16 protein-coding genes are annotated in these 22995 nt (G+C 41.5%); 12 read left to right on the forward strand and 4 right to left on the reverse strand.

Annotation, left to right across the window (positions count from 1 at the left end):
• The first annotated feature begins 9 nt into the window (after positions 1-9).
• Together AC1HCU_RS13715 and AC1HCU_RS13720 are read left to right on the forward strand one after the other, a co-directional pair.
• Positions 10-1845 carry a RagB/SusD family nutrient uptake outer membrane protein gene (locus tag AC1HCU_RS13715; protein WP_480366802.1) on the forward strand — a complete coding sequence of 612 codons (1836 nt, stop codon included), beginning with the start codon at positions 10-12 and terminating at the stop codon, positions 1843-1845.
• Positions 1846-1884: 39 nt separating this feature from the next.
• Complete coding sequence (locus AC1HCU_RS13720) at positions 1885-3180, forward strand: TonB-dependent receptor plug domain-containing protein (RefSeq protein ID WP_480366804.1); 1296 nt, start codon at positions 1885-1887, stop codon at positions 3178-3180.
• A gap of 58 nt (positions 3181-3238) precedes the next feature.
• On the opposite strand, the gene AC1HCU_RS13725 is transcribed toward AC1HCU_RS13720, so the two are convergent.
• Positions 3239-4390: an integrase core domain-containing protein gene (locus AC1HCU_RS13725; RefSeq protein ID WP_480366261.1), complete on the reverse strand. Its 1152-nt coding sequence runs from the start codon at positions 4388-4390 to the stop codon at positions 3239-3241.
• Between the two features lie 254 nt (positions 4391-4644).
• Here AC1HCU_RS13725 and AC1HCU_RS13730 point away from each other — a divergent pair, with 254 nt between their 5' ends.
• The 10 genes from AC1HCU_RS13730 to AC1HCU_RS13775 all read left to right on the forward strand — a co-directional run bounded on the left by AC1HCU_RS13730 (position 4645) and on the right by AC1HCU_RS13775 (position 19535).
• A complete protein-coding gene (locus AC1HCU_RS13730; protein WP_480366806.1) occupies positions 4645-6186 on the forward strand; it encodes a TonB-dependent receptor domain-containing protein in 1542 nt (513 codons plus the stop codon).
• Positions 6187-6220: 34 nt separating this feature from the next.
• Positions 6221-7879 carry a RagB/SusD family nutrient uptake outer membrane protein gene (locus AC1HCU_RS13735; RefSeq protein WP_480366808.1) on the forward strand — a complete coding sequence of 553 codons (1659 nt, stop codon included), beginning with the start codon at positions 6221-6223 and terminating at the stop codon, positions 7877-7879.
• Positions 7866-8441 (forward strand): hypothetical protein, encoded by a 576-nt coding sequence (locus tag AC1HCU_RS13740; protein ID WP_480366810.1) that lies wholly within the window; start codon positions 7866-7868, stop codon positions 8439-8441. The genes AC1HCU_RS13735 and AC1HCU_RS13740 overlap by 14 nt, the downstream gene beginning before the upstream one ends.
• Positions 8442-8492: 51 nt before the next feature.
• Positions 8493-10151, forward strand: coding sequence for a cellulase family glycosylhydrolase (locus AC1HCU_RS13745; protein WP_480366812.1), 1659 nt, complete (start codon positions 8493-8495; stop codon positions 10149-10151).
• 54 nt (positions 10152-10205) lie between these two features.
• The gene (locus tag AC1HCU_RS13750) at positions 10206-11684 is read left to right on the forward strand and encodes a glycoside hydrolase family 30 protein (RefSeq protein WP_480366814.1); all 1479 of its coding nucleotides are present in this window, start codon (positions 10206-10208) and stop codon (positions 11682-11684) included.
• Positions 11685-11704: 20 nt separating this feature from the next.
• A complete protein-coding gene (locus AC1HCU_RS13755) occupies positions 11705-13381 on the forward strand; it encodes a carboxylesterase/lipase family protein (protein WP_480366816.1) in 1677 nt (558 codons plus the stop codon).
• A gap of 15 nt (positions 13382-13396) precedes the next feature.
• Positions 13397-15628, forward strand: coding sequence for a glycosyl hydrolase (locus AC1HCU_RS13760; RefSeq protein WP_480366818.1), 2232 nt, complete (start codon positions 13397-13399; stop codon positions 15626-15628).
• 111 nt (positions 15629-15739) lie between these two features.
• A complete protein-coding gene (locus tag AC1HCU_RS13765; RefSeq protein ID WP_480371220.1) occupies positions 15740-16918 on the forward strand; it encodes a glycoside hydrolase family 130 protein in 1179 nt (392 codons plus the stop codon).
• Between the two features lie 65 nt (positions 16919-16983).
• Positions 16984-18363: an MFS transporter gene (locus AC1HCU_RS13770; RefSeq protein ID WP_480366820.1), complete on the forward strand. Its 1380-nt coding sequence runs from the start codon at positions 16984-16986 to the stop codon at positions 18361-18363.
• Between the two features lie 2 nt (positions 18364-18365).
• A complete protein-coding gene (locus AC1HCU_RS13775) occupies positions 18366-19535 on the forward strand; it encodes an AGE family epimerase/isomerase (RefSeq protein WP_480366822.1) in 1170 nt (389 codons plus the stop codon).
• Positions 19536-19666: 131 nt separating this feature from the next.
• Here the strand turns inward: AC1HCU_RS13775 and AC1HCU_RS13780 are convergent, their stop codons facing one another.
• The 3 genes from AC1HCU_RS13780 to AC1HCU_RS13790 form a co-directional block, all read right to left on the reverse strand.
• Positions 19667-21130, reverse strand: coding sequence for an MFS transporter (locus AC1HCU_RS13780; protein ID WP_480366824.1), 1464 nt, complete (start codon positions 21128-21130; stop codon positions 19667-19669).
• Between the two features lie 22 nt (positions 21131-21152).
• On the reverse strand, positions 21153-21827 hold the full coding sequence (locus AC1HCU_RS13785; protein ID WP_294071694.1) for a bifunctional 4-hydroxy-2-oxoglutarate aldolase/2-dehydro-3-deoxy-phosphogluconate aldolase: 675 nt from the start codon (positions 21825-21827) through the stop codon (positions 21153-21155).
• Positions 21828-21957: 130 nt separating this feature from the next.
• The gene (locus AC1HCU_RS13790) at positions 21958-22995 is read right to left on the reverse strand and encodes a PfkB family carbohydrate kinase (RefSeq protein WP_480366826.1); all 1038 of its coding nucleotides are present in this window, start codon (positions 22993-22995) and stop codon (positions 21958-21960) included.

The raw sequence follows: 22995 nt of genomic DNA on the forward strand, positions 1-22995 counted from the left end.
TTTATTTTTATGAGAAAAATAGGAATAATACTTTTAATAATAGGTTTTTCATTCATAACAGCATGTGAGGATTTTTTCCTTGAAAAACCTGATACTACTGGAACTGTCGACTTGGAAGAGGTTTATAGTTCTACGAAAAATGCGGAAGCTGCTCTTTTCTCCTGTTACCGAAATATTCTATTGCATGGCTGGCCCGGAGGTTGGGGAGTTGGCCATGGAGCATTGGCATCGATTAGTGGTGAGCGCTCTTATGGATATTCGTGGCATGGTACATATAATATTGCTTTAACAGGTTTAACCGTGAATGGTACCGATGGATCAGATGCCGGTGCTGATAACTATAACAACAATTGGAGTAACATTAGAGCATGCTTTCTAGTAAAAGAAAACATTGACCTGGTGCCGGATATGAGCGATGCAACGAAAGAGCACATAAAAGCTGAAGCAATTGGTTTGATTGCTTACAGATATATGGGAATGTTTTATCGTTATGGAGGCTTACCCATTGTACGCAAATCTTTAGAAGTTACCGATGACTTAAATATGCCAAGAGAAGATCTTCAGGTTACACTCGATTATATACTGGAACTATGTGATGAAGCATATAATGGCTTACCGGAAGGTAAATGGAGCGATGATAAAACAGGTAGATTAACAAGAGGTGCAGTACTTGCTATAAAAGCGAGAGCATTAATGTATGCGGCAAGGCCTCTTTTTAACAGTAGTACACCTTATTTAGATAATGGTGAAAACAATGAGCTGATATGTTTTGGTAATGAAAGCGCTACTCGATGGGATGATGCGATTCAAGCTAATGAGGCTGTATTGTCATGGGCGAATTCAAATGGTTACGAATTGATTAACACCGGTGGTGCAATTAAGGGGCAACCAAATCCAAATGCTTTGGCTGATTATGGCACTGCAACATCTACTCCATCTAATAGAGAAGTTCTTTTAGCCTACAAGTGTAACTCAACCAATCAATATGAATGGCCGGGAAGCGCGATTTTCTATTACATGAATATGTCAGCTAACTGGAGTAACAATAGATGGGATACAGACTTGGTTGGACTTTTGACAAACTTTCTTGAGCTTTATTACAAAAATGATGGTACAGAGCAGGATTGGCCTAAAGTAGGAGACTCATCTCCAAGAAGTGCAGAGGATTGGCTGGAAAGAATTCCAACAATGGAAGCACGGTGTCTGGCAGACAATATATTCCCGGGATTCGACGCTTATAATAATCCGGGTGTGTATAATTATAGCTCTCAAGGGTGGGGGCGCAATACTGCTAATATTGCAAAAGAGAATAATTTTCCTAATCCGGTAAGTACCGGTAAAGGCTGCGGTAGTGTAGTGAAGTTTTATTACAAAGCAGGATCAAGGATTTGGTTTGAACCTCCATTGTTCAGACTTGCTGAAACATATCTGAATCTGGCAGAAGCTTACAATGAAACAGGTAATTCCACTAAAGCACTTGAAAACCTCAACATGGTCCGTAACAGAGCTGGCTTACCCTCTATTACTGAAACAGACAAGGCTGAATTAAGAGGGGTTATACAACGAGAAAAGGCAATAGAGTTTTACAACGAAAATCATAGGTATTATGATGTGAAGCACTGGAAACACAAAGATATTGCAAACGGAATTATTGGGGGAAGTATGCGTGAGTTACAATTTAAAGTAAAGAGTAATTCAAGTGGTAGTTACAATCTGGCTGTTAATCTTGAGTTTTATTGGGATTCAGAATCATACTTCGCTTTTTGGAGTCCTATGATGTTCCTTGAACCAATTCCTCAAGTTGAAGTAAATAAAGGGGTAATTGTTCAGAATCCTGGATATTAATACAATAGAGTTTGTTTTAAAGATATGAAAGTAATAAATATGAGAAAATTTAATATTTTTCGAGGAATCTTGATCACGCTTTTTCTCTTTTTGATTGAGATGTCTGCTTTTGCTCAATATTCAAAGATTGAAGTAGACTCTTTACCTGTAATGAAGTTAGTTTCTGATATGAACATGCCACTACAGCTTAATGTGAGCACATCGGCAGTTTCAAGTGTTGGTGGGGATAAACTTTACCAAACACCTGCCTCAAACTTGACAAACACTTTGCCAGGATTGCTATCTGGATTTACATTAATTCAAGGAACAGGTGAAGTAGGTAATAACAATGCTCAATGGTTGATTCGTGGAATTGGCAGTTATGGAAGTGGCGGATTTAACGTTGCAAAGATTTTTGTTGACGGTTTTGAAGTTAATAGTAACTATATGACTTACCTTTCCGCAGTTGAAATTGAAAGTATTTCGGTGCTGAAAGATGCTGCTTCATTAACCACTTTTGGTGAAAGAGGAGCTAATGGTATTATTTGGATTGAAACAAAGAGAGGTAATATTGGACCTTCCAAAGTTACAGCTCAATTAAGATATGGCTCGCAGACACCTGTAGCAATTAATAAGCCTTTAAATTCTTACGGTCATGCCTCTTTATATAATCATGCAATTAGTAATGATAATCAGGCATGGACTCCTTTTTACTCGCAAACTCAGTTAGATGCATACAAATCGGGTCAAGGCATAGATATAGACTGGTATGACGAAGTGCTACGTAAATCGGGTAGTTATGTAGATGGAGATATAACATTTAATGGTGGAAGCGAAAAAGCCCGGTATAATGTTACACTAGGTTATGTTGATCACCAAGGTTTATTTAAAGTAAATAATACTGATTCGACTTCAAACTTAAGATACGCCAGATACAATCTCAGGACAAATCTTGATTTTGAAATGTTCGAAATATTTGAAGCACGTGTTGATTTAGGAGGAAGAATCGAGCAACGTAGACGTCCCAATTTTGAAGTTTCAAATTTAATGAATGTATTATCTCATTATCCTTCCAATGTTTACAATGTTTTTGATGACGAACTTGGTTATCACTACTCTGGAACAGCCAATCACAAAAATAACCCAGTGGGTTCAATTAAAGGCCTGGGCTGGGCATCAAATCAATCACGTATCTTACAAGGAAATTTCTCATTGAAAGAAAAACTAGATTTTTTACTGCCAGGGTTATATTTGAAAGAGGCGTTTTCTTTTAATGCCTATATGTTACATATCATCACTTCGTTGACAGTTCTAAGTTTCTTAGACGTATCATCACCTCGTTTACAAACCCTATAGGGTTTGGGCCTTCTAAGGAAGGTCATATATCAAGAGATCATTGACATATTGCATATTTTTAAGACAAGGGCATCACAAATTCAAAGTAGTGATAAATCATTTCTTTGTGTTTGACGATCAAAAGATGTTTATCAATTTGGACGATCGCTTCCACATAAGAGTAGACGAGTTTCTCTGACACTTCAAAGGTGCTATTCAAAAGATGAAGCTTCAAGTCACTCCTGATGAATCGGACAAAGATCAGCTGACCTTCTTCGATTACTGGTTTTTTACTCAGGTCTATCCCTCTTTTGAGCTTAGCCAGGTATTTCATCTCTTGGAGCATCTCATTTGGAGATTTGTTGTTTTGCGATGAGTACCTGTGTTCGGCATTGTGAAAGGCTGAGAACTCCATCGCTTTTACCTGCATTTCTTCCAGAGAGGAAAAGTAAGTAGAAAGGAAGTGATTCTGCACTCTTTCATTGAACTTTTCTACAACCCCGTTTCTCCAGGGTTCGGCTGGGGGTATGAAAAGCGGAGTCACGCCATTACTGATAGCCGTCCTTAATAGAAGTCCCAACCCTCTGGGATGCCGGTTGCTACCTCTGAAAGATAACTCGTTATCCATTTGAAGATAGTCCGGCATCTGATACAGGATCCAAAAATCAACCAGACAAGGCACTATAACATTTGCCGATTTATTGGTTATGGGATATACTCCTGCAAGATGGTTATTTTTATCTATAATGGTGAAAATGTAAAACTTAAAACCACCTTTCAGATACCGGGGACCAATCAAGTCCATTTGCTGAACATCATGATAGTGAATCGGATACTCTTTGAAGGTGCCTGTTGAAGTTTTCTTTTTTCTTATCAGATCCTTCTTCTTCAAAACCCTGTTAATGGTTGCGACAGAGGGGGTGGTTATTCCTAACCGTTTCAGTTCGTAGAGAATGCTGATTGCCCCGTTCTGTGAATAAGGATTAGAAGAAAGACGCTTTCTTGCTTCTACAATGGATTGCTCAACATCTAATGGTAAACGTTTCAATTGTACCTTGGGTGCTGTTGACTCATTCTTGTACCAATCGAGAGAGGGGTTGTTCTCATATCTTGAGATCCATTTGTAGACCCATTGGCGGCTTCTCGAGAGGCTTGATGCTATCTTACTGATAGATTCCTTTTTGAGAAACAGATTCACTGCATCTTGTCTTAATTTTTCTTCGCTATCCATAATTTTTTTGATAGCAAAGTATGCAATATTTCAAAGAACACTTTTATTATTTGTCAACGAACTGATGATACAGTTAGACAATTAAATTGTCAACGATCTGATGATACAAAAGTGTCAACGATGTACTGATATTTATCACCTATACACTAAGTACATATAGCAAAACTAAAAATTACGCACGATACCACAATGGAGTAACAACGACTACCGATGAAACAACTTCTATTAGGGCTAGCGGGTATGGTTCTGCTGCTATGGAGGACTGGAAACAAAGCCAATTAACTGTTGGATATGATCAGACTTTTAATAAACATGCCATATCTGCCTCAGCCAATTTGAATACATCGGCTTTTAATGGCGACGGTTATTTTTCCTATAAATATAATTACATAAATTATAATGGGAATATTAACTACGGATATGATAACAGATATATTGGGAATCTATCGTTTTCATACTTTGGTAATGATGCTTATGCACCTGCTAACAGGTGGGCGTTTTATCCAGCCATTTCAGGAGCATGGATTGTTTCGAATGAAGATTTATTGAAAGATGCAGACTGTGTTGATTTCCTGAAAATCAGGGCTTCGGTAGGTCGTTCGGGTTTTTCTGATTCAAATGCAACAGAAGCACTGGATGCTTTCTCTTCCAATGGGCGATTCTTGTTTAAAGAGTACTTTACATCAAGTTATGTTGGGTCGTTTTATACCGGAGCTTCTTCAGGAACCTGGCAAAACACTTTAGTACCTATGTTTATGCCCAATCCGGACGCCCATGCAGAAAAAAGCACCAAATATGATTTAGGTTTGGACTTGAGTTTATTAGGAAAGCTAAATTTAATAGCCGATGTGTATTTGGATATACGAACTGATATCCTTACCCTCGATAATTCAATAATGAATTATTATGGCAATAATTATTACTTTTCTAATATAGGAAAGATGATCAGTAAAGGACTTGAGTTGACCGGAATTTGGCAAGACAATTTTGGCGATTTCAATTACTCGCTGAGCGGTATGCTGTCCTATAACACCAATAATATTGATTATATGGCTGAAGTAGCTCCGGCTCATGAGTATAACGCAAAAACAGGCCGTCCTTTTGGAACATTTATCGGGTTAGAAGCTGATGGTTTTTATGATGTTGCTGACTTCAACGATGATGGATCACTGGTTGAAGGAATTCCTACACCTGCATTTGGAAATGTTCAACCTGGAGATATCAGGTATGTAGACTTAGATGATAATGGAGTTATAGATCAAAATGATGTTACTCAGATTGGTAAATCTATTTTCCCTGAATGGACCTATAGTTTTGGAGGTGCTATCAATTATAAAGGTTTCGATTTTAATATTTTGTTTCAAGGTATAGCCGGAGCATCTGTAAACTTGCTCGAAAATTGGAACCAGACAGTTGCTTTTGTAGATAATAGAACTGTGTTCCCTATTGCAGAAGATGCATGGGCTTATTATCCCAGCCAAAATGTTGATACTAGGAGTACTGCTAAATATCCCAGGCTTACTACCCAAAGTAATGCAAACAATTATAGGGGAAGTTCATTCTGGATTAAAGATAGAGACTATTTAAAAATCCGCAATATTGAACTTGGATATGATTTTGCATTAAATAATTCTTTGAATCTCGAAAATGTAGAGAAACTAAGGATTTTTGTGAATGTTGTAAATCCATTTACATGGAGTAAGTTATTAGATGAATACAAGATGGATCCGGAAAGTATTTATGGCGGCTACCCTTCAATTAAGTCTTTTAATGCAGGTATTTCATTTACATTTTAACGTTTAAATAATCATTGATATGTTATTAAAATATATGAAAAAAATATTTACAGCATTACTGCTAATCTTATTGATCGGGGGATGTGATGATTTTCTCAATACTAGCCTGGACCGAAATGCTACTTCCGAAACAATTGCAACCAATCGTGGCACCTTGTGGAGTTTGGGAAATGCATTTTATTCACCAATTTCTTATGGCTTTTCTACAATAGATAACAATATATTCGCGTCAGCTTCAGATGAAGCTCAACAAACATCTGTCTCAAGTAATGTCCTTTATTTTAATAAAGGGATTTTAAATGAAGGTACGAATCCGCTATTTTATCAATATCAAAATTGTTATGAAGGGATTCGTGCTGCAAACTATTTTTTGAATTACGTGAGAGATGGTAAAGGCGAAGATTTGCTAAAGCTGAATCGAAACGTGGAGACTGACATTTATTCCTATATGAGAGACGTGCAATCATTGAATTGGTATATTGCCGAAGCTCATATTGCTAAGGCTTATTACTACGCTGAATTGATAAAAATGTATGGAGGTGTTCCAATCATAGAAGAGACAATTGAAAATTCAGAAAATGAAAAAATACCAAGATCAAGTTATGAAGAGGTAGTAGATTATATTGTCAAAGAAATTGATAATTATAGTGCTGATTTAGCAGTTAATTGGGATCAATATGCAGACCGTGAGGGCCGTTTTACACTGGGAGTTGCTCTGGCTATAAAATCAAGAGTATTGCTATATGCTGCTAGTCCGCTGCATAATTCCGAAGGTAACACTGATAAATGGATTAAAGCAGCTATTGCAGCCAACGACCTGATAGATAGCGATGAATTAGAATATAGTTTGCATCCGGATTATCGAACTTATTTTGTAGGTGCTAATTCTTTATCAAGTCGTGAAACCATTTATGCGGTAAGAAGAGGTGTTTCGAACACTATGGAGGTAAATAACTATCCAATTGCAACACCAGGCGGATATAGTGGTGTGACTCCATCACATAACTTGGTTTCGGCTTATGAGTATATATCTGAACCGGATCCAAATGATCCCTATGCAAATAGAGATCCACGCTTGCATGCTTCAATTGTAACAAATGGCAGTACTTGGAACGGTAGAACAATAAATCAATATACCGGAGGAGCAGATGATATGTCAAATGCTAATTCGAGTAGAACTGGTTATTATCTAAGAAAATTCCTTACAGATGATTTGAATCTGATTCAAGGACAAACTGCGCAGCATAACTGGATAACATTCAGGTATGGGGAAATATTACTTAATTATGCTGAAGCTATGAACGAAGCATTTGGGCCGACAGCCATTCCTGAAGGGTATAAACTTTCTGCTTTGGAAGCTTTAAATATGGTGAGAAACAGGGCAAGTGTCGATTTGCCTGAAGTTCCGGCTTCTTCCAAAGAGAGCTTCAGACAGGCTGTAAAACATGAGCGCAGAGTTGAATTGGCTTTTGAAGATCATCGTTATTGGGATCTTTTACGATGGAAAGATGCAATGCAAGTGTTGAATGAACCAATAATTGGTGTAAAAGTTGAAAAAAACGGAACGAGTTTAGATTATATCGAATATGAAGTTGCAGAACGTAAGTTTCAAGAGAGAAATTATTACTTACCATTCCTGCGCTCTGAGATAGTAAACTCTAAAGGTACACTTAAACAAAATGATGGATATTAATAAAATTGAAAAAATCATGAATTACAAATCGATTATATTACTTCTATTGCTAGTATTACTAGGATGTGCAAAAGGAGATGGATTTACTGAATTTGGGTACACCTATATTTATATTCCTCAATCAATGATATCGGGTGGTATAGACAATAATTATCTAGTCCCGGCAGGAGGTGAAGAAAACAATTATAATTTCAAGATTGAAGATAATAAAGTAAAAATAATCATGGGCGTCCTACGCTCCGGAAGCTTACGCAGCGAATCTTATAGCGTTGATGTTAAGTCGTACACTCCTTCAAACGAAGTTTTGACATCTTTAAATGGGATAGCTCTTCCGGAATCAATATTTACTTTACCTAATACTGTGAGTGTAGGTTCTGATAAAACAGGTGAAGTGTTTTATCTTTCAGTGGATGCCACAGCATTAAAGTCGGAAGCTTTTAATAATCAAACATTGGTGTTGACAATTGAGATTTCCAATCCTTCTAATTATGAATTAGCAGAAAAGGGGACAAAAGTAAATGTTGTAATAGATGTGGAGAAAATCAGAGGTTTTTTTAAATAACTTTCAGATATAGCGATAGATATTTATTTAAATAAACTGAACAATTCGAAAATGAAAAGAAATATTTTTATAACCCTGGTCATTCTATCTTTTACGATAGGATCACAAGCTCAAATAGTTAAAATCGATCCACTTACAAAATCAGTCAGTCAATATGATCGTTCAGATTTTTTAATTGAGCTTAAAGGGGCATGGGATAATCCTTACTTACAAGAGGAGATTACTCTTGACATGTTGGTTACTACACCAAACGGCAAGAATTTAGTAATTCCCTGTTTCTATGAGTCTGGCGAAAGTGGTAAAGTTTCAACATGGATGGCAAGGTTTACGCCGAGCGAGATTGGACTGTACCAATACCAATTTCAATTGACAGAAAAAGGAAAAAGAAAGGATCTTTCTAAAAAAAAATATTTCTATTCTGCGCAATCTAAGTTGAAAGGTTTTCTTAAAGTGAGAGACAACTGGTCGCTGATGTTTGATAATGGCGATCTTTTCAGAGGTGTAGGTTTTAGTCTTTGTTGGGAGTCAAGGATCAATGATGATTCTAAATATTTCAAGAATCTCCACGAAATTCACGATAGGTACAATTACAATTATTTGGTTCCACTGTTTTCTGAAAATGGAGGCAACTTCTGTCGTGTATGGATGTGTTCCTGGAATTTTCCTATTGATAGGAAGGACAATTTTAATAATAATCGTTATACTCCTTCAAATGAATATTTTAATCCAAGTGCTGTAAAGAAGTTAGATCAGTTTGTTGATTTATGTCAAGATGAGGCTGTGTATGTAATGCTTTGTATGGGGCAAGGTGATGTTGCTGCAGACCATAACTTCTTCATTTCAAAAGTATCCAAGGAACGTTACAAAAACAGATTGAGGTATATTGTTGCAAGATGGGGATACAGTCCAAATATTGCAATGTGGGAGTTTTTTAATGAAATTGACAATATTCAATTCCGAAATTCAAAAAATCCCATACCTTCTGAGGATATTGTTTCCTGGCATGATGAAATGAGCACTTACCTGAAGCAACTGGATCCATATAATCACATTGTTACAACCAGCATTTCACATCGTGATCTTGAAGGACTAAACTCCGTTGAAAATATTGACATTAATCAGAAGCATATCTACAACAACACTACAGTCATTCCCTCAGAAATCAGTAAGTATGTAACTGAATTCGAAAAGCCATACATTATTGGTGAATTTGGACGTGAATGGGACTGGTCGAAGTGCTTTGACGATTTCTCACACGAAATGGATATTGACTTCAAACGTGGGTTGTGGTATGGAATTTTCTCTCCAACCCCGGTTACACCTATGAGTTGGTGGTGGGAATATTTTGAGGCTCGGCGTCTGATTCCTTATTTCAGAGGTGTCCGGGAGATTAACGATCGTATGATAGATGCAGGGAAAGGTGAATTTATATCTGTCACGGTAAAGGCCGTTGATTTGCAGTCTTTTGGAGTGAGATGCGGAAATGAGGTTTATGTATACCTCTTCAATCCAAATAATACTACTGCCATAACTGATGTAGAAATTGATCTGCCCGGTTTAAATAATAAGTATAAAGGAGAAAGTTTTGAACCTACAACAAGGGTTTATTACGAGATGAAGAATGTGGAAGAGTCAGAAGGGAAGATTACATTAAAGGGAGAAGTCCTTGGGTCTGCTTGTGAGATAGTTTACATTCTTACGCCTCAATAAATACGCTTCTTTCTAGGTAATCAGTTGTAAGAAAAAGCGATAAAAATTAAATAAATGAAACATATATTTCTGATATTCTGCCTATGGGCTACATCCTTAACTTTGTTTGCACAGGTGGTTGAAGCACCTGTTATTGAAGCATGGGTGACAAATGCCGACAGATCATCTTTGTTTAGTTGCCAACCTGATAAAATTGTTTTTGGCCATGAAAATGGTCGCGGGCTCCCTATTGTCATTGACGACCGGCAGCAATACCAGTCAATAGATGGATTTGGATTCGCTCTTACAGAAGGAAGCGCTTTTCATCTCAATCGCATGACACCGACTGCACGCACTCAGATTCTGCGGGAGATGTTTGCTAATGACAGCAATAATGTGGGATTTAGCTATATACGACTTACATTGGGTGCCTCAGACTTAAATAATTTCGTATACTCATATAATGATCTTCCGGAAGGCAAAAAGGATATTGAACTTAAGAATTTCAGTTTGAGTCACGACCTGGAAGACATTATCCCAATTATGAGGGAGATACTAAAGATCGTACCCGACATCAAGATAATGTCTTCTCCCTGGTCGGCTCCGGTATGGATGAAAACCAGCGGCAATGTTAGGGGGGGAGCGCTAAAGAAGGAGTATTACAGCGTTTATGCGCAATATTTTGTGAAGTATGTACAGGAGATGGCTAAAGTAGGAATTCACATTGATGCCGTCACGATACAAAATGAACCGCTCAATTCACGGAATACGCCAAGTATGCCTTGGTATTGGCAGGAGCACAACGAGTTTGTGCGTGATCACCTCGGCCCTGCCTTTCATGAGGCTGGACTAAAGACAAAGATTGTCATTTTCGATCATAACTGTGATCGTCCTGATTATCCTTTGGCAGTTTTGAGCGATCCTGAAACAGCAAAATATATAGATGGATCTGCTTTCCACCACTATAGGGGTTACATGAGTGGTATGGGTACCGTTCATATGGCAAGGCCAGATAAGAATATATACTTTACTGAGCAAATGCTTACGGAACGCCCGGGAAGTTCCGAAATCAATATTGCTTCTTCGGTTAAAAGACTCATCATCGATGTGACACGCAATTGGAGTAAGAACGCTGTGCTATGGAATTTTGCAGCCGATCCGCTAAATGATCCACATACCGATAACGGTGGCTGTTCCATGTGTCAGGGGGCTATTACAATTGATGGTGATAAAATAACCCGTAATATTGCTTACTATACTATTGCACATGCTTCAAAGTTTGTCAGTCCCGGATCTGTGCGAATATATTCTACCCACCCATTTGATCAGGGTGTAGATATAACAGAGGATGAAGAACGTGCCGAGGTGCGTCGTGCTACGCTGGTTGAGCACAGCAATGTGCTTCCCAATGTCGCTTTTAAAACACCTGAAGGTAAAATCGTTTTGATTGTGGCAAATGATTCATGGTCGGTACAAAATGTAAAAATACAGCACAATGGCATGTTTGCCAATCTTAGGCTTGCATCGGGTTCTGTAGGTACATACATTTGGTGATAGGATTAAAGTAAAAGGAGATGGATAGAAGAAAATTTATACAAAATATAGCTCCGGGTGTAACACTGTTAAGTGTTAAACCTCATGCTGTATTTTGCAATGAACAGGATACCTGTTCTGCTCAGTTCAAAAATAATCAGCATAATTATAACTTAGATATTCCTCAGGTACAGATTGGTGACGATATTGCCATCGCTGATACGGAATACGGCAAAGTAAAAGGATATGTAATGCGAGGTATTTATACTTTTCTCGGTATTCCTTATGCTGCAGATACAAGTGGTAAAAATCGTTTTATGCCCCCACACAAACGTGAATCATGGGCAGGTATCCGCCCTGCGGTGTTTTATGCTAATTCTTCTCCGCAGGATGTTTACAGTCGTGCCTCCACATCTTACGACATGTTTGTAGATCACTGGAACTACGATGAGTTGAGTGAAGACTGCCTGGCTCTTAACATATGGACTCCGTCACTTTCTGATGATAAAAAACGCCCGGTGATAGTATGGCTTCACGGGGGCGGATTTTCTCGTGGTAATGGTATTGAGCAAGATGGTTATAACGGGGAAAATATTACTCGCTATGGAGATGTAGTATATTGCTCTATTAATCATCGTCTGAATGTTTTTGGCTTTTCTGATTTATCAGGAGTGGGAGGTGAGAAATATAGGGATTCGGGTAATGTGGGACTACTGGATATAGTAGCAGCGCTTCAGTGGATACATGATAACATCGCCAACTTCGGAGGTGATCCCGGCAATGTTACTATTATCGGACAATCAGGGGGTGGTGCAAAAGTATGCATGTTGGCAACCATGCCTGCGGTAAAGCATTTGGCACATAAAGCTGTTTCACTCAGTGGATCTGCTACCTCTGCCAATAATCAAGACTACAGCCGTGAACTGGGTCGTTATATTCTTAAAGAAGCAAATCTTTCACCTCGTAATATAGATCGTTTGCAAGACATGCCGTGGGCCGATTACCTAAAGATTGCACAGCAGGCCTATAGTCGTATGGAAAAGGAAAAGGGGCCGTTGGGAATGCCTCGTGGTGGTTTTGCTCCGGTAGCCGATAACGTTCATTTACCTGCGGGTGAATTCTTTCAGGATAGAAATGCTCCGGATGTACCAATTATTTTCTGTACTACTTTCCACGAATGGAACCCAGGTCGTACAGATTCAGCGCTTGAGCAAATCAGTCTGTCGGGTGTAGCCGAGCGTATCAAGCAGCGTTATGGTGATCGTTCTGATGTTATTGTTGAAGCATACGCGCGTAATTTCCCAGAGGCAAAACCGGTGGAGATACTCAATTTGATCAACTCCAACCGCCTATCCGTAGTAGAGGCTGCTAAGTTAAAGCTTGCACAGAATTCTCCTGTATATATGGCTTGGTTCGGATGGTGCCCGCCGTTGTTCGACGGACGTATGCGAGCTTTCCACTGTTTAGATATCAGTTTCTGGTTTCTTAATACAGACCTGATGCTTACCCATACCGGAGGGGGTGTGCGTCCACGTGCATTATCATACCGCATGGCAGATGCTCTGTTGAATTTTGCCCGTACAGGAAATCCTAATTGCATTTCATTGCCAATGTGGCCGCGTTACACTGAACAAAATGGTGAAACCATGATTCTCAATGATAATTGTGAAGTAAAAAATGATCCCGACCGTGCCGCACGTTCTACGCTGATGCCTTAATACATAAACTTATAAATGATGGATAAAAGAATTTATTTATTAACCAAAATACTTTTCTGTTTTATTCTGCTTTTTAGTTCTACAGCCTTTCAGGCGGAAGCTCAGACGGGTAAAAACACCTTTTCAACCGAGGATTGGTGGAAACCGGTCGAGCCTCCTTTTTCGCCGGTAGTGCATGATGATGGTAGTATAACTTTCAGGGTCAAGGCTCCTGGATCGAAAGAAGTAAATCTGCACTTCGACGAATGGGATGTAAAGCCAATACCTATGAGTAATGAAAGTAACGGAATATGGTCTGTCACCATTCCTCCTGTGTCCCCTCGGGTATATCAGTATACTTTTGAAGTAGACGGAATGCATACTGTTGATTTTGCCAATCCCTTGGTGAAAGCAGGAACTTCGGTGTACGGAAGTATAGTTGAGGTTCATGGCAATACTCCGCGGTATGATGAATTGCAGGATGTATCTCATGGCGAAGTACACAGACTGACTTATACTTCTACCCCGTTGCGTAAACCGCGCAATATGTATGTGTATGTACCTGCACAATACAAACGTCAGCTAAACCGTACTTTCCCTGTACTTTATCTTCGTCACGGAGGTGGTGATAACGAAAGTAGTTGGATCAGAGACGGTCGTGCCGACATCATTCTCGACAACCTTATAGCTCAAGGAAAAGCAACTCCCATGTTGGTGGTAATGACCAATGGGTTTACCGATGGTTCATGGGCAGGAGGGAGTACTGTGGAAGGAATGAGCACGCTAGAGAATGAGTTGATAAATGATGTTATTCCCTTGATAGAATCCCGATACAGAGTAAAAAAGAATAAGGAAAACAGAGCTATTGCAGGTTTATCAATGGGAGGCGGACAGGCTTTCGTTATAGGCCTGCGCAATATGGATACCTTCTCGGCCATCGGCCAGTTTAGTGCCGGGATATTAAGTGACGGTAAGTTTGACTATGACAAGTATATTCCAACCATGCCGTTGGATGCAAGAACTGTGAATGAAAATCTTTCTCTGCTATGGATAAGCTGTGGCACGAAAGATCCCCGCTACGATGGTCACGTTGATTTTGTGGCAGATTTAAATCGTCGTGGCATTACACAAGAATTTCATCAATCTGAATATGGTCACGAGTGGGAGTTTTGGCGCCAGCAATTGCACGATTTTTCCCAACAACTTTTCAAGAACCAGCCTTTAGAACTTTCAATGGTTGATCCGCAGGCTACACCCGAAACAAAGGCTTTGTATGCCAACCTATATCTTATCGCCCGGCAGGGTGTTATGTTCGGACATCACGACTATCCGTCATATGGCATCGGCTGGAGGGGAGATGAAGACAGGAGCGATGTGAAAGACCTTACGGGCGACCATCCTGCTGTGTATAGTCTTGACATGCATCGCATAAATGATACAAAGATTAATTTTGTGAAGGAGACCTATAAACGTGGAGGTGTTTCAATTCTGGTATGGCATCAAAACAATCCTTTAACCGAAGGCCCCGACAAGCAATACCCCGTTGGCACATCATGGGATAATACGAAAGTAGTTGATCAGATACTTATCGAAGGGAGCGAAATGAACCTGAAGTATAAAAAGATACTCGATGGAGTGGCCGACGCTCTTCATGCGATGAAAGATGATGACGGAAGACCCATACCGGTTATTTTCCGCCCGCTTCATGAACACACACAAAGCTGGAACTGGTGGGGGTCAACTGCCACTACCGAAGCAGAGTTTATAGCTTTTTGGCGTTTTATCGTCAATTATCTACGTGATGTAAGGGGGGTACATAATGTTATTTATGCCATCTCGCCACAAATGGACGAAGTGTACGACAATCCGAAAGGTCGCCTGCTTTATCGATGGCCAGGCGATGATTACGTGGACTTCTTGGGCATGGATTGCTATCATGGGCGCAATGCGAATGCGTTCTATTCAAATTTGGAAGCAATCTGTCAGGTGTCGTCTTACCTGGGTAAACCAGTAGGAGTAACAGAAACAGGATTGGAGAATGATCACACGTCAGACTACTGGACGTCGGATGTACTTCGTCCACTCAAACAATACCCGGTAAGTATGGTGGTTGCTTGGCGTAACGATAATCCACGCCATGCCTATGGTCCTTACCCAGGAGATGCTTCGGCAGACGATTTCAAACAATTCTATAAAGATATTTTCACATTGTTTGAAAGTGATCTGACCGATATGTACAAAATGCCCGAAGGAGTAACAATTAGATGATGTTTTTTTTAGCAATACGGATAGTTGAAAGACTTTATCCGGGTTTCACTAATGGGCTGCCTGAGACTTTAAAGAATAGAATTAATAATAAAGTGAATAGAATCAATGAACATGCTTTTTAAGGAACGACTAAACGCAATTAACAGTAAATACGAACAATTGATTTCATTGGAAAATGTAGCCTTATTACCGGGGAACGGTATATACGAGCGATATAAAAATCCGGTACTTACGGCAGCTCATACACCGCCGTTCTGGCGTTACGACCTAGACCCCGAAACAAATCCTTTTATGATGGAGCGAATCGGAATTAACGCGACCATGAACTCCGCGGCTATAAAATGGCAGGGAAAGTACCTCCTGATGGTGCGTGTGGAAGGGGCCGACCGGAAATCATTTTTCGCCATCGCCGAGAGCCCCAACGGTATCGATAATTTTCGTTTCTGGAATTACCCCGTATTGATTCCCGAAAACAATGATCCTGCTACCAATGTATATGATATGAGACTGACGCTTCATGAAGATGGATGGATTTACGGGATATTCTGCGTGGAACGGTTTGATGATACGGCGGAACCGGGAGACTTGTCGAAAGCAAAAGCATCCGCAGGGGTCGTGCGGACCAAGGATCTGATCCATTGGGAGCGACTACCCGATGTGGAGTCCAAGAGCCAACAACGTAACGTGGCACTCCACCCCGAGTTCGTTAATGGGAAATACGCGCTGTACACCCGACCCCAGGATAGCTTTATTAATGCCGGTAGCGGGTTGGGTATCGGCTGGGCGTTGGTGGATGATATGAACAAGGCTGTAATTACCGATGAAAAAATCGTGGACCAACGTTATTATCATACCATTAAAGAGCTAAAGAATGGAGAAGGTCCGGCGCCCATCAAAACATCACACGGATGGCTTCATCTGGCGCACGGCGTTCGTGCATGTGCTGCAGGTCTGAGATATGTATTATATTTATATATGACTTCACTCGAAGACCCCTCGAGGCTGATTGCTTCACCCGGAGGGTATTTCATGGCTCCCGAAGGAGAGGAGAGAGTGGGTGACGTGTCGAATGTGCTTTTTAGCAACGGCTGGATCGCTGATGACGACGGGACCGTGTTTATCTACTATGCTTCGTCCGATACTCGGATGCATGTAGCCACTTCTACAGTGGATCGCCTGGTAGACTATTGTTTGAAAACACCCGAGGACGAATTGTTAAGCTTTAGGTCGGTACAGGCTTTGTATGGACAAATTGACCGCAATATTCAACTTTTAAATGCATTAAAATAAGGCACTTTATTCTGTTCACCAGTATACACTCATCATGACGTTGGCTCGGCCATCACACTTTATTTATGATAACATTCAAGGAAAAAATAGGATACGGATTTGGCGATGCGGCATCGTCGATGTTCTGGAAGTTGTTTGGGATGTACCTCCTGTTCTTCTATACCGATGTGTTTGGAATGGAAGCGGCGGCAGTGGGGACGATGTTCCTGATAACACGGGTATGGGATTCATTCTTTGATCCTGTGGTCGGTATTATCGCGGACCGTACCGAAACGAGATGGGGTAAATTCAGGCCCTATCTGCTGTTTTTAGCCATCCCGTTCGCGGTGATCGGGGTCTTTACCTTTTTTACTCCGGCTTTCTCATCAGTAGATAAGGTCATATATGCATATATCACCTATTCACTGATGATGATCGTGTACTCGGGTATTAATGTTCCCTATGCATCCCTATTGGGTGTGATGAGTTCCGATCCAAAAGATAGGAATGTGCTTTCCACTTACCGTATGGCCTTCGCGTACATCGGAAGTTTTGTAACATTACTCCTGTTTATGCCGATGGTCAATTATTTTAGCGGTAACAGTGAAGTTGTAGAGAATCAGCAACGCGGTTGGTTTATGGCGGTGATCGTAATCGCCGTTGTCTGTGCTGTTTTGTTCCTGCTCTGCTTTACATTCACCAGAGAACGTGTAAAGCCTATCCGGGAAAAACAGGCTCCATTGAAAGACGACTTGAAAGACCTTCTAAGAAACCGCCCGTGGTGGATTCTTCTGGGGGCAGGTGTTTCGGCCCTTATATTCAATTCCATTCGTGACGGTGCAACCATCTATTATTTCAAATATTACGTTGAGGAAGATATGTTCGGTACGATTAATATTCTGAATATCCCATTTGTCCTTAGCGGATTGTATCTTGCTTTGGGACAGGCAGCCAATCTTTTCGGTGTTATTCTTGCGGCACCGGTGAGTAACATGATCGGTAAACGGTATACCTATATGGGAGCGATGGCGATCGCCACTGTGCTCAGCATTATTTTCTATGGACTGGATAACCATAATATCGCTCTTATATTTATTCTTCAGGCGTTTATCAGTATTTGCGCAGGAAGTATCTTCCCTTTATTGTGGTCTATGTATGCTGATTGCGCTGATTATTCGGAATATAAAACGGGCAATCGGGCAACAGGACTGATATTCAGCTCTTCGTCTATGAGCCAGAAGTTAGGATGGGCCATCGGTACTGCAGTGACAGGCTGGCTATTGGCTTACTTTGGATTCGAAGCCAATCAGGTGCAAAATGCGGAAACCATCAGCGGAATTAAAATGTTTATGAGTATTTTTCCAGCTATTGGTAGTATTCTCTCGATTATATTCATCTATTTTTATCCGTTAACGGAAAAGGGTTTGAAAGCTATTACAATGGAATTGGAGAAAAGGAGACAATAACTATGAATGGTTTTAGAAAAGAGCTGATAGTCAATGTCTTGCCGTTCTGGATAGAAAGGATGCAAGATGCTGAACATGGTGGGTTTTACGGACGGTTGGATGGGAGAAATGAAATACATCCCAAAGCGAACAAAGGAGCTATTCTCAATGCTCGTATTTTATGGACATTCTCAGCAGCTTATCGGATATTAAAAAAGAATGAATACCGGGAGATTGCCCAGCGGGCATTTGATTATATTGAGACTTTTTTTATAGATAGAAAGTTTGGTGGTGCCTATTGGGAACTGGATTACAAGGGTAATCCAGTTAACTGTAAAAAACAGATCTATGCGCAGGGTTTTATGCTTTACGGTTTTTCTGAATTTTACAGGGCCACAGGTGTTACGCGGGCGTTAGATAGGGCAAAAGAATTTTTCTGGGTGATTGAGAAGCATAGAGACGAGAAATATGGAGGGTATCCAGAGGCTTTTACGCGTGATTGGCAACCGATAGCTGATATGCGTTTGAGCGAAAAAGATGCCAATGAGAAAAAGACAATGAATACCCATTTGCATATCCTCGAGCCTTACACTAATCTATTGAGGATATGGAAAAATGAGGTTGTAGTAAATACTCAGAGACAATTGCTGTCTGTTTTTACAGAAAAAATTCTTGATCCGGAAACGTTTCATCTTAATCTCTTCTTTGATGAAGTGTGGACTCCAAAATCTTCTGCCATATCCTACGGACATGATATTGAAGCATCCTGGTTATTGATCGAGGCAGCAGAGATGTTGGAAGATTGTGATTTGCTAGAAAGAATGAATGGTATTTCGTTGAAAATTGCGAAGGCAGCAACCGAAGGATTAGATACCAATGGCGGTTTGAATTATGAAAGAGAAGGGAACTATATCGACAGAGAAAAGCATTGGTGGGTTCAGGCAGAGGCAGTTATTGGCTTTTACAGTGCATATCAACAATCCAATGATGTCAAATATCTCAATATTGCTCGGCAGGTATGGAAATATATTCAGAATCATATTATTGATAAAGAGCATGGAGAATGGTACTGGAGTATTCGACCCGATGGTACCCCCAATCTTACAGATGACAAGGCCGGATTCTGGAAATGTCCTTACCACAACGGAAGAATGTGCATGGAGATGATAGAGCGGTTTGAAAAAACAATATAAGAGGCTGTCTCAAAATAAAATTTAACCTCCTGAGAAGTGAATATTGGGATATGTTCTCAGATAGGTATCAGAATAAAAAGAGGGTGAAATCACACTGTGATACACCCTCTTATGTCCTAGACAGAATGCGTTTACATATCCGTAATCAGCTGATATTTAGGAACCAATGATTTCATAATTGTCCATCCCAGGAGGTAGGCGATGGCACAGAAGATAAAGATGATGAAGTATCCCGATTCGATTCCCTCAAAACCGAGGAACTTCATGTTTGTGTTGGCTGCATGGTCGAACAGAACGCCGGAGCTCTTATTGATGAAGAAGGAGCCCACACCGCCGGCCATACCGCCGATGCCGGTGATTGTACCTACGGCATGTTTCGGGAACATGTCACTCACGGTGGTGAAGATGTTGGCCGACCAGGACTGGTGTGCAGCAGCGGCGATACCGATAATGATTACCGGCATCCATACAGAGATACTTCCCAATGGTTGTGCCAGGAGAATCAGTAGCGGGAAGAAAGCAAAAAGCAACATTGCCCGCATACGTCCCTGGTAAGGGTCCATCCTTTTCTTGTTCATAAAATAAGCAGGGAAATAACCGGCTGCAAAAACGGAGATCATCGAGATGGCATATACCACGAATACATGCGGTGCACTTTGGGTAGAATCCAGTCCGTACACAGCGCTTAAGTATGCCGGAATCCAGAAAAGCAGGAACCACCACACTCCATCCGTCAGAAATTTGCCGACAGCAAAAGACCAGGTTTGTTTGTATTTGAATGCCTTTTTGAAGGATACTTTCTTGCCGGCATCTGCGTCAACCTGAGCTCTTCCTTCAATGGCGTCGGTGGCATCGTCCTGGTTAATATAGGCTAGCTCGGCAGCATTGACTCTTTTGTTTTTCTCGGGTTTTTCGTAGATAAACACCCAGAAGCCCATCCATATAAAACCCAGAGCGCCGATTACGATAAATGCCATTTCCCAGCCCCATGCCTTGGCAATGAAGGGGATGGTCAGCGGAGCCAGAAGGGCACCTATCTGTGCACCCGAATTGAACAGACTGGTGGCATAAGCCCTGTCTTTCTTCGGAAAATATTCGGCTGTCGCCTTGATGGCAGCAGGGAAGTTTCCTGCTTCCCCGATGGCCAGTACCAGTCGCGCAAAAACGAAAAGGGTGACACTTACAGACACAACCAGTGATACATCACCCACTGTGCCAATCGCTTCGCGTGCACCCAAGAAGCTCAGGGTCCATTTTCCTGCAACGATTCCTGATGTAAGCAGTCCGCAGAAAGCGTGCATGACGGCTCCAAACGACCATACACCGATAGCCCAGAGGAATCCTTTTTTTGTATCCATCCAGTCCACGAACTTGCCTGCGAAGAGCATGGAGACAGCATAGAAAATAGAGAAGAGTCCGGTAATGGTACCGTAGTCACTGTTGGTCCAGTGAAATTCGGGAGCGATAAAGTCGGCCCACGTCAGCGAGAGTACCTGCCGGTCGAGATAGTTGACCGTGGTAGCCATAAACAGCATGACCACAATCGTCCATCGCTGGTTGGTCATCTTTGCATTTCCTTGTTGTAGTTTACTCATGATTTCTTTTCTGATATTTAGTTTATTTGTGTTGAATATTTTTTACGATCGACAGGCTGCTCCGGCATAATTCGGTGATCTTCTCCCAGTCCCCATTTTTCATTACCTCTTTGGGGAACAGGTTTGATCCCATGCCTACGGCAGTTACCCCGGCATTGAACCAAGCCGAGAGATTCTCTTCTGTGGGTTCTACGCCACCAGTGACCATGATCTTCGACCAGGGCATGGGGCCCTTGATATTTTTCACGAACGAAGGTCCTCCCACGTTACCACCCGGAAAGACCTTTACAATCTCGGCCCCCAACTCCTGTGCCAGCCCTATCTCGGAGGTGGTGGCACAACCGGGAGAGTAGGCTATCTGCCTTCGATTGCATATTTTGAATATGTCTGGATTCAACAGTGGCCCTACCACAAAGTTGGCTCCCAACTGAATGTAGAGCGCCGCTGTGGGGGCATCCACGATGGAGCCGATACCCAATATCATCTCAGGACACGCAGAGTCGGCCCACTTCACCAGTTCGGCGAATACCTCGTGGGCAAAATCACCCCGGTTGGTGAACTCGAAGGCGCGGATTCCCCCTTCGTAGCATGCTTTCACCACTTTTTTTGCCACTTCCGCATCGGCATGGTAAAATACCGGCACGATGCCGGTATTTTCCATGGCCTGATATACCTGTAGTCTTGAAAATTTTGCCATAAATAAGTTGTCAGTTTTCGTTTCGGAGGACAGCAATCGGCTTACCGTTGATAACACTCAGCTTTCAGCTCCGGATTCTTATTTCTAACTTTATAATCTTGTTTTCTGAATCGCTCCAATCAGTAAATCCTCATCGTACCACCCTGCCTGATCCGTCACCTTTCATCAGCGTTTCTACTTCCGGCACGGTCACCAGATTGAAGTCGCCGTAAACGGTGTGCTTGAGGCAGGAAGCAGCTACGGCAAAGTCGAGCGCTTTCTGGTCATCGCCTTTGTAGGTGAGGAGTCCGTAGATCAGGCCACCCATGAAAGAGTCTCCGCCACCCACTCTGTCCACGATATGAGTGATGTCGTATCTTCTTGACTGATAGAGCTTGTCGGAATAGAGACATCCGCCCCACGTATTGTGGTTGGCATTGATGGATCCGCGTAGCGTGATGATCACCTTCTTTGCGCGGGGAAACTTTTGCATCAGCTGTTTGCATACCGACTCAAATTCGGCTGCATCCACTTCACCTCCGGTATGCTCCACGTTAAATCCTTCCGGTTTGATGCCGAATACCTTTTCGGCATCCTCTTCGTTACCGAGAATGATATCGCATCCTTCCACCAGGGCGGGCATGATTTCCGATGCATTCTTGCCGTATTTCCAGAGATTCTTTCTATAGTTGAGGTCGCACGATACGGTCACTCCCATCTCATTGGCCGTTTTAATGGCCTCGAGGCACGCATCGGCTGCTCCCTGCGAGAGGGCCGGTGTAATTCCTGTCCAGTGAAACCAGGTAGCATCTTTGAGGATCTCTTTCCAGTTGAACATTCCTTTTCCCACCTCTGCAATGGATGAGTTTGCGCGGTCGTAGACAACTTTCGAGGGACGAGCCACGGCTCCGGTTTCGAGGAAATATATACCCACACGTTCCCCGCCTCGGAGAATGTGGTCTGTGCCCACGTTGTATTTCCGGAGATCGGAGATACACCATTCTGCGATATCGTTTTTGGGTAAACGGGTCACAAAGTCCACGGGGATGCCGTAGTTTGCAAGTGAAACGGCTACATTTGCTTCCCCTCCGCCAAAGGTGGCGGTAAGATTGTCGGACTGAACGAATCTTTTATAGCCCGGTGTGGCCAGGCGAAGCATTATCTCGCCAAAAGTGACAACTTTTTGCAT

Source organism: Proteiniphilum sp. LBM24028, assembly GCF_056629195.1.

Bases quoted from the DNA above. Each gene is read 5' to 3' on its own strand.
- AC1HCU_RS13715 (WP_480366802.1), top strand. From the start codon at position 10: ATGAGAAAAATAGGAATAATACTTTTAATAATAGGTTTTTCATTCATA.
- AC1HCU_RS13720 (WP_480366804.1), top strand. From the start codon at position 1,885: ATGAGAAAATTTAATATTTTTCGAGGAATCTTGATCACGCTTTTTCTC.
- AC1HCU_RS13725 (WP_480366261.1), bottom strand. From the start codon at position 4,390: ATGGATAGCGAAGAAAAATTAAGACAAGATGCAGTGAATCTGTTTCTC.
- AC1HCU_RS13730 (WP_480366806.1), top strand. From the start codon at position 4,645: ATGGAGGACTGGAAACAAAGCCAATTAACTGTTGGATATGATCAGACT.
- AC1HCU_RS13735 (WP_480366808.1), top strand. From the start codon at position 6,221: ATGAAAAAAATATTTACAGCATTACTGCTAATCTTATTGATCGGGGGA.
- AC1HCU_RS13740 (WP_480366810.1), top strand. From the start codon at position 7,866: ATGATGGATATTAATAAAATTGAAAAAATCATGAATTACAAATCGATT.
- AC1HCU_RS13745 (WP_480366812.1), top strand. From the start codon at position 8,493: ATGAAAAGAAATATTTTTATAACCCTGGTCATTCTATCTTTTACGATA.
- AC1HCU_RS13750 (WP_480366814.1), top strand. From the start codon at position 10,206: ATGAAACATATATTTCTGATATTCTGCCTATGGGCTACATCCTTAACT.
- AC1HCU_RS13755 (WP_480366816.1), top strand. From the start codon at position 11,705: ATGGATAGAAGAAAATTTATACAAAATATAGCTCCGGGTGTAACACTG.
- AC1HCU_RS13760 (WP_480366818.1), top strand. From the start codon at position 13,397: ATGATGGATAAAAGAATTTATTTATTAACCAAAATACTTTTCTGTTTT.
- AC1HCU_RS13765 (WP_480371220.1), top strand. From the start codon at position 15,740: ATGCTTTTTAAGGAACGACTAAACGCAATTAACAGTAAATACGAACAA.
- AC1HCU_RS13770 (WP_480366820.1), top strand. From the start codon at position 16,984: ATGATAACATTCAAGGAAAAAATAGGATACGGATTTGGCGATGCGGCA.
- AC1HCU_RS13775 (WP_480366822.1), top strand. From the start codon at position 18,366: ATGAATGGTTTTAGAAAAGAGCTGATAGTCAATGTCTTGCCGTTCTGG.
- AC1HCU_RS13780 (WP_480366824.1), bottom strand. From the start codon at position 21,130: ATGAGTAAACTACAACAAGGAAATGCAAAGATGACCAACCAGCGATGG.
- AC1HCU_RS13785 (WP_294071694.1), bottom strand. From the start codon at position 21,827: ATGGCAAAATTTTCAAGACTACAGGTATATCAGGCCATGGAAAATACC.
- AC1HCU_RS13790 (WP_480366826.1), bottom strand. From the start codon at position 22,995: ATGCAAAAAGTTGTCACTTTTGGCGAGATAATGCTTCGCCTGGCCACA.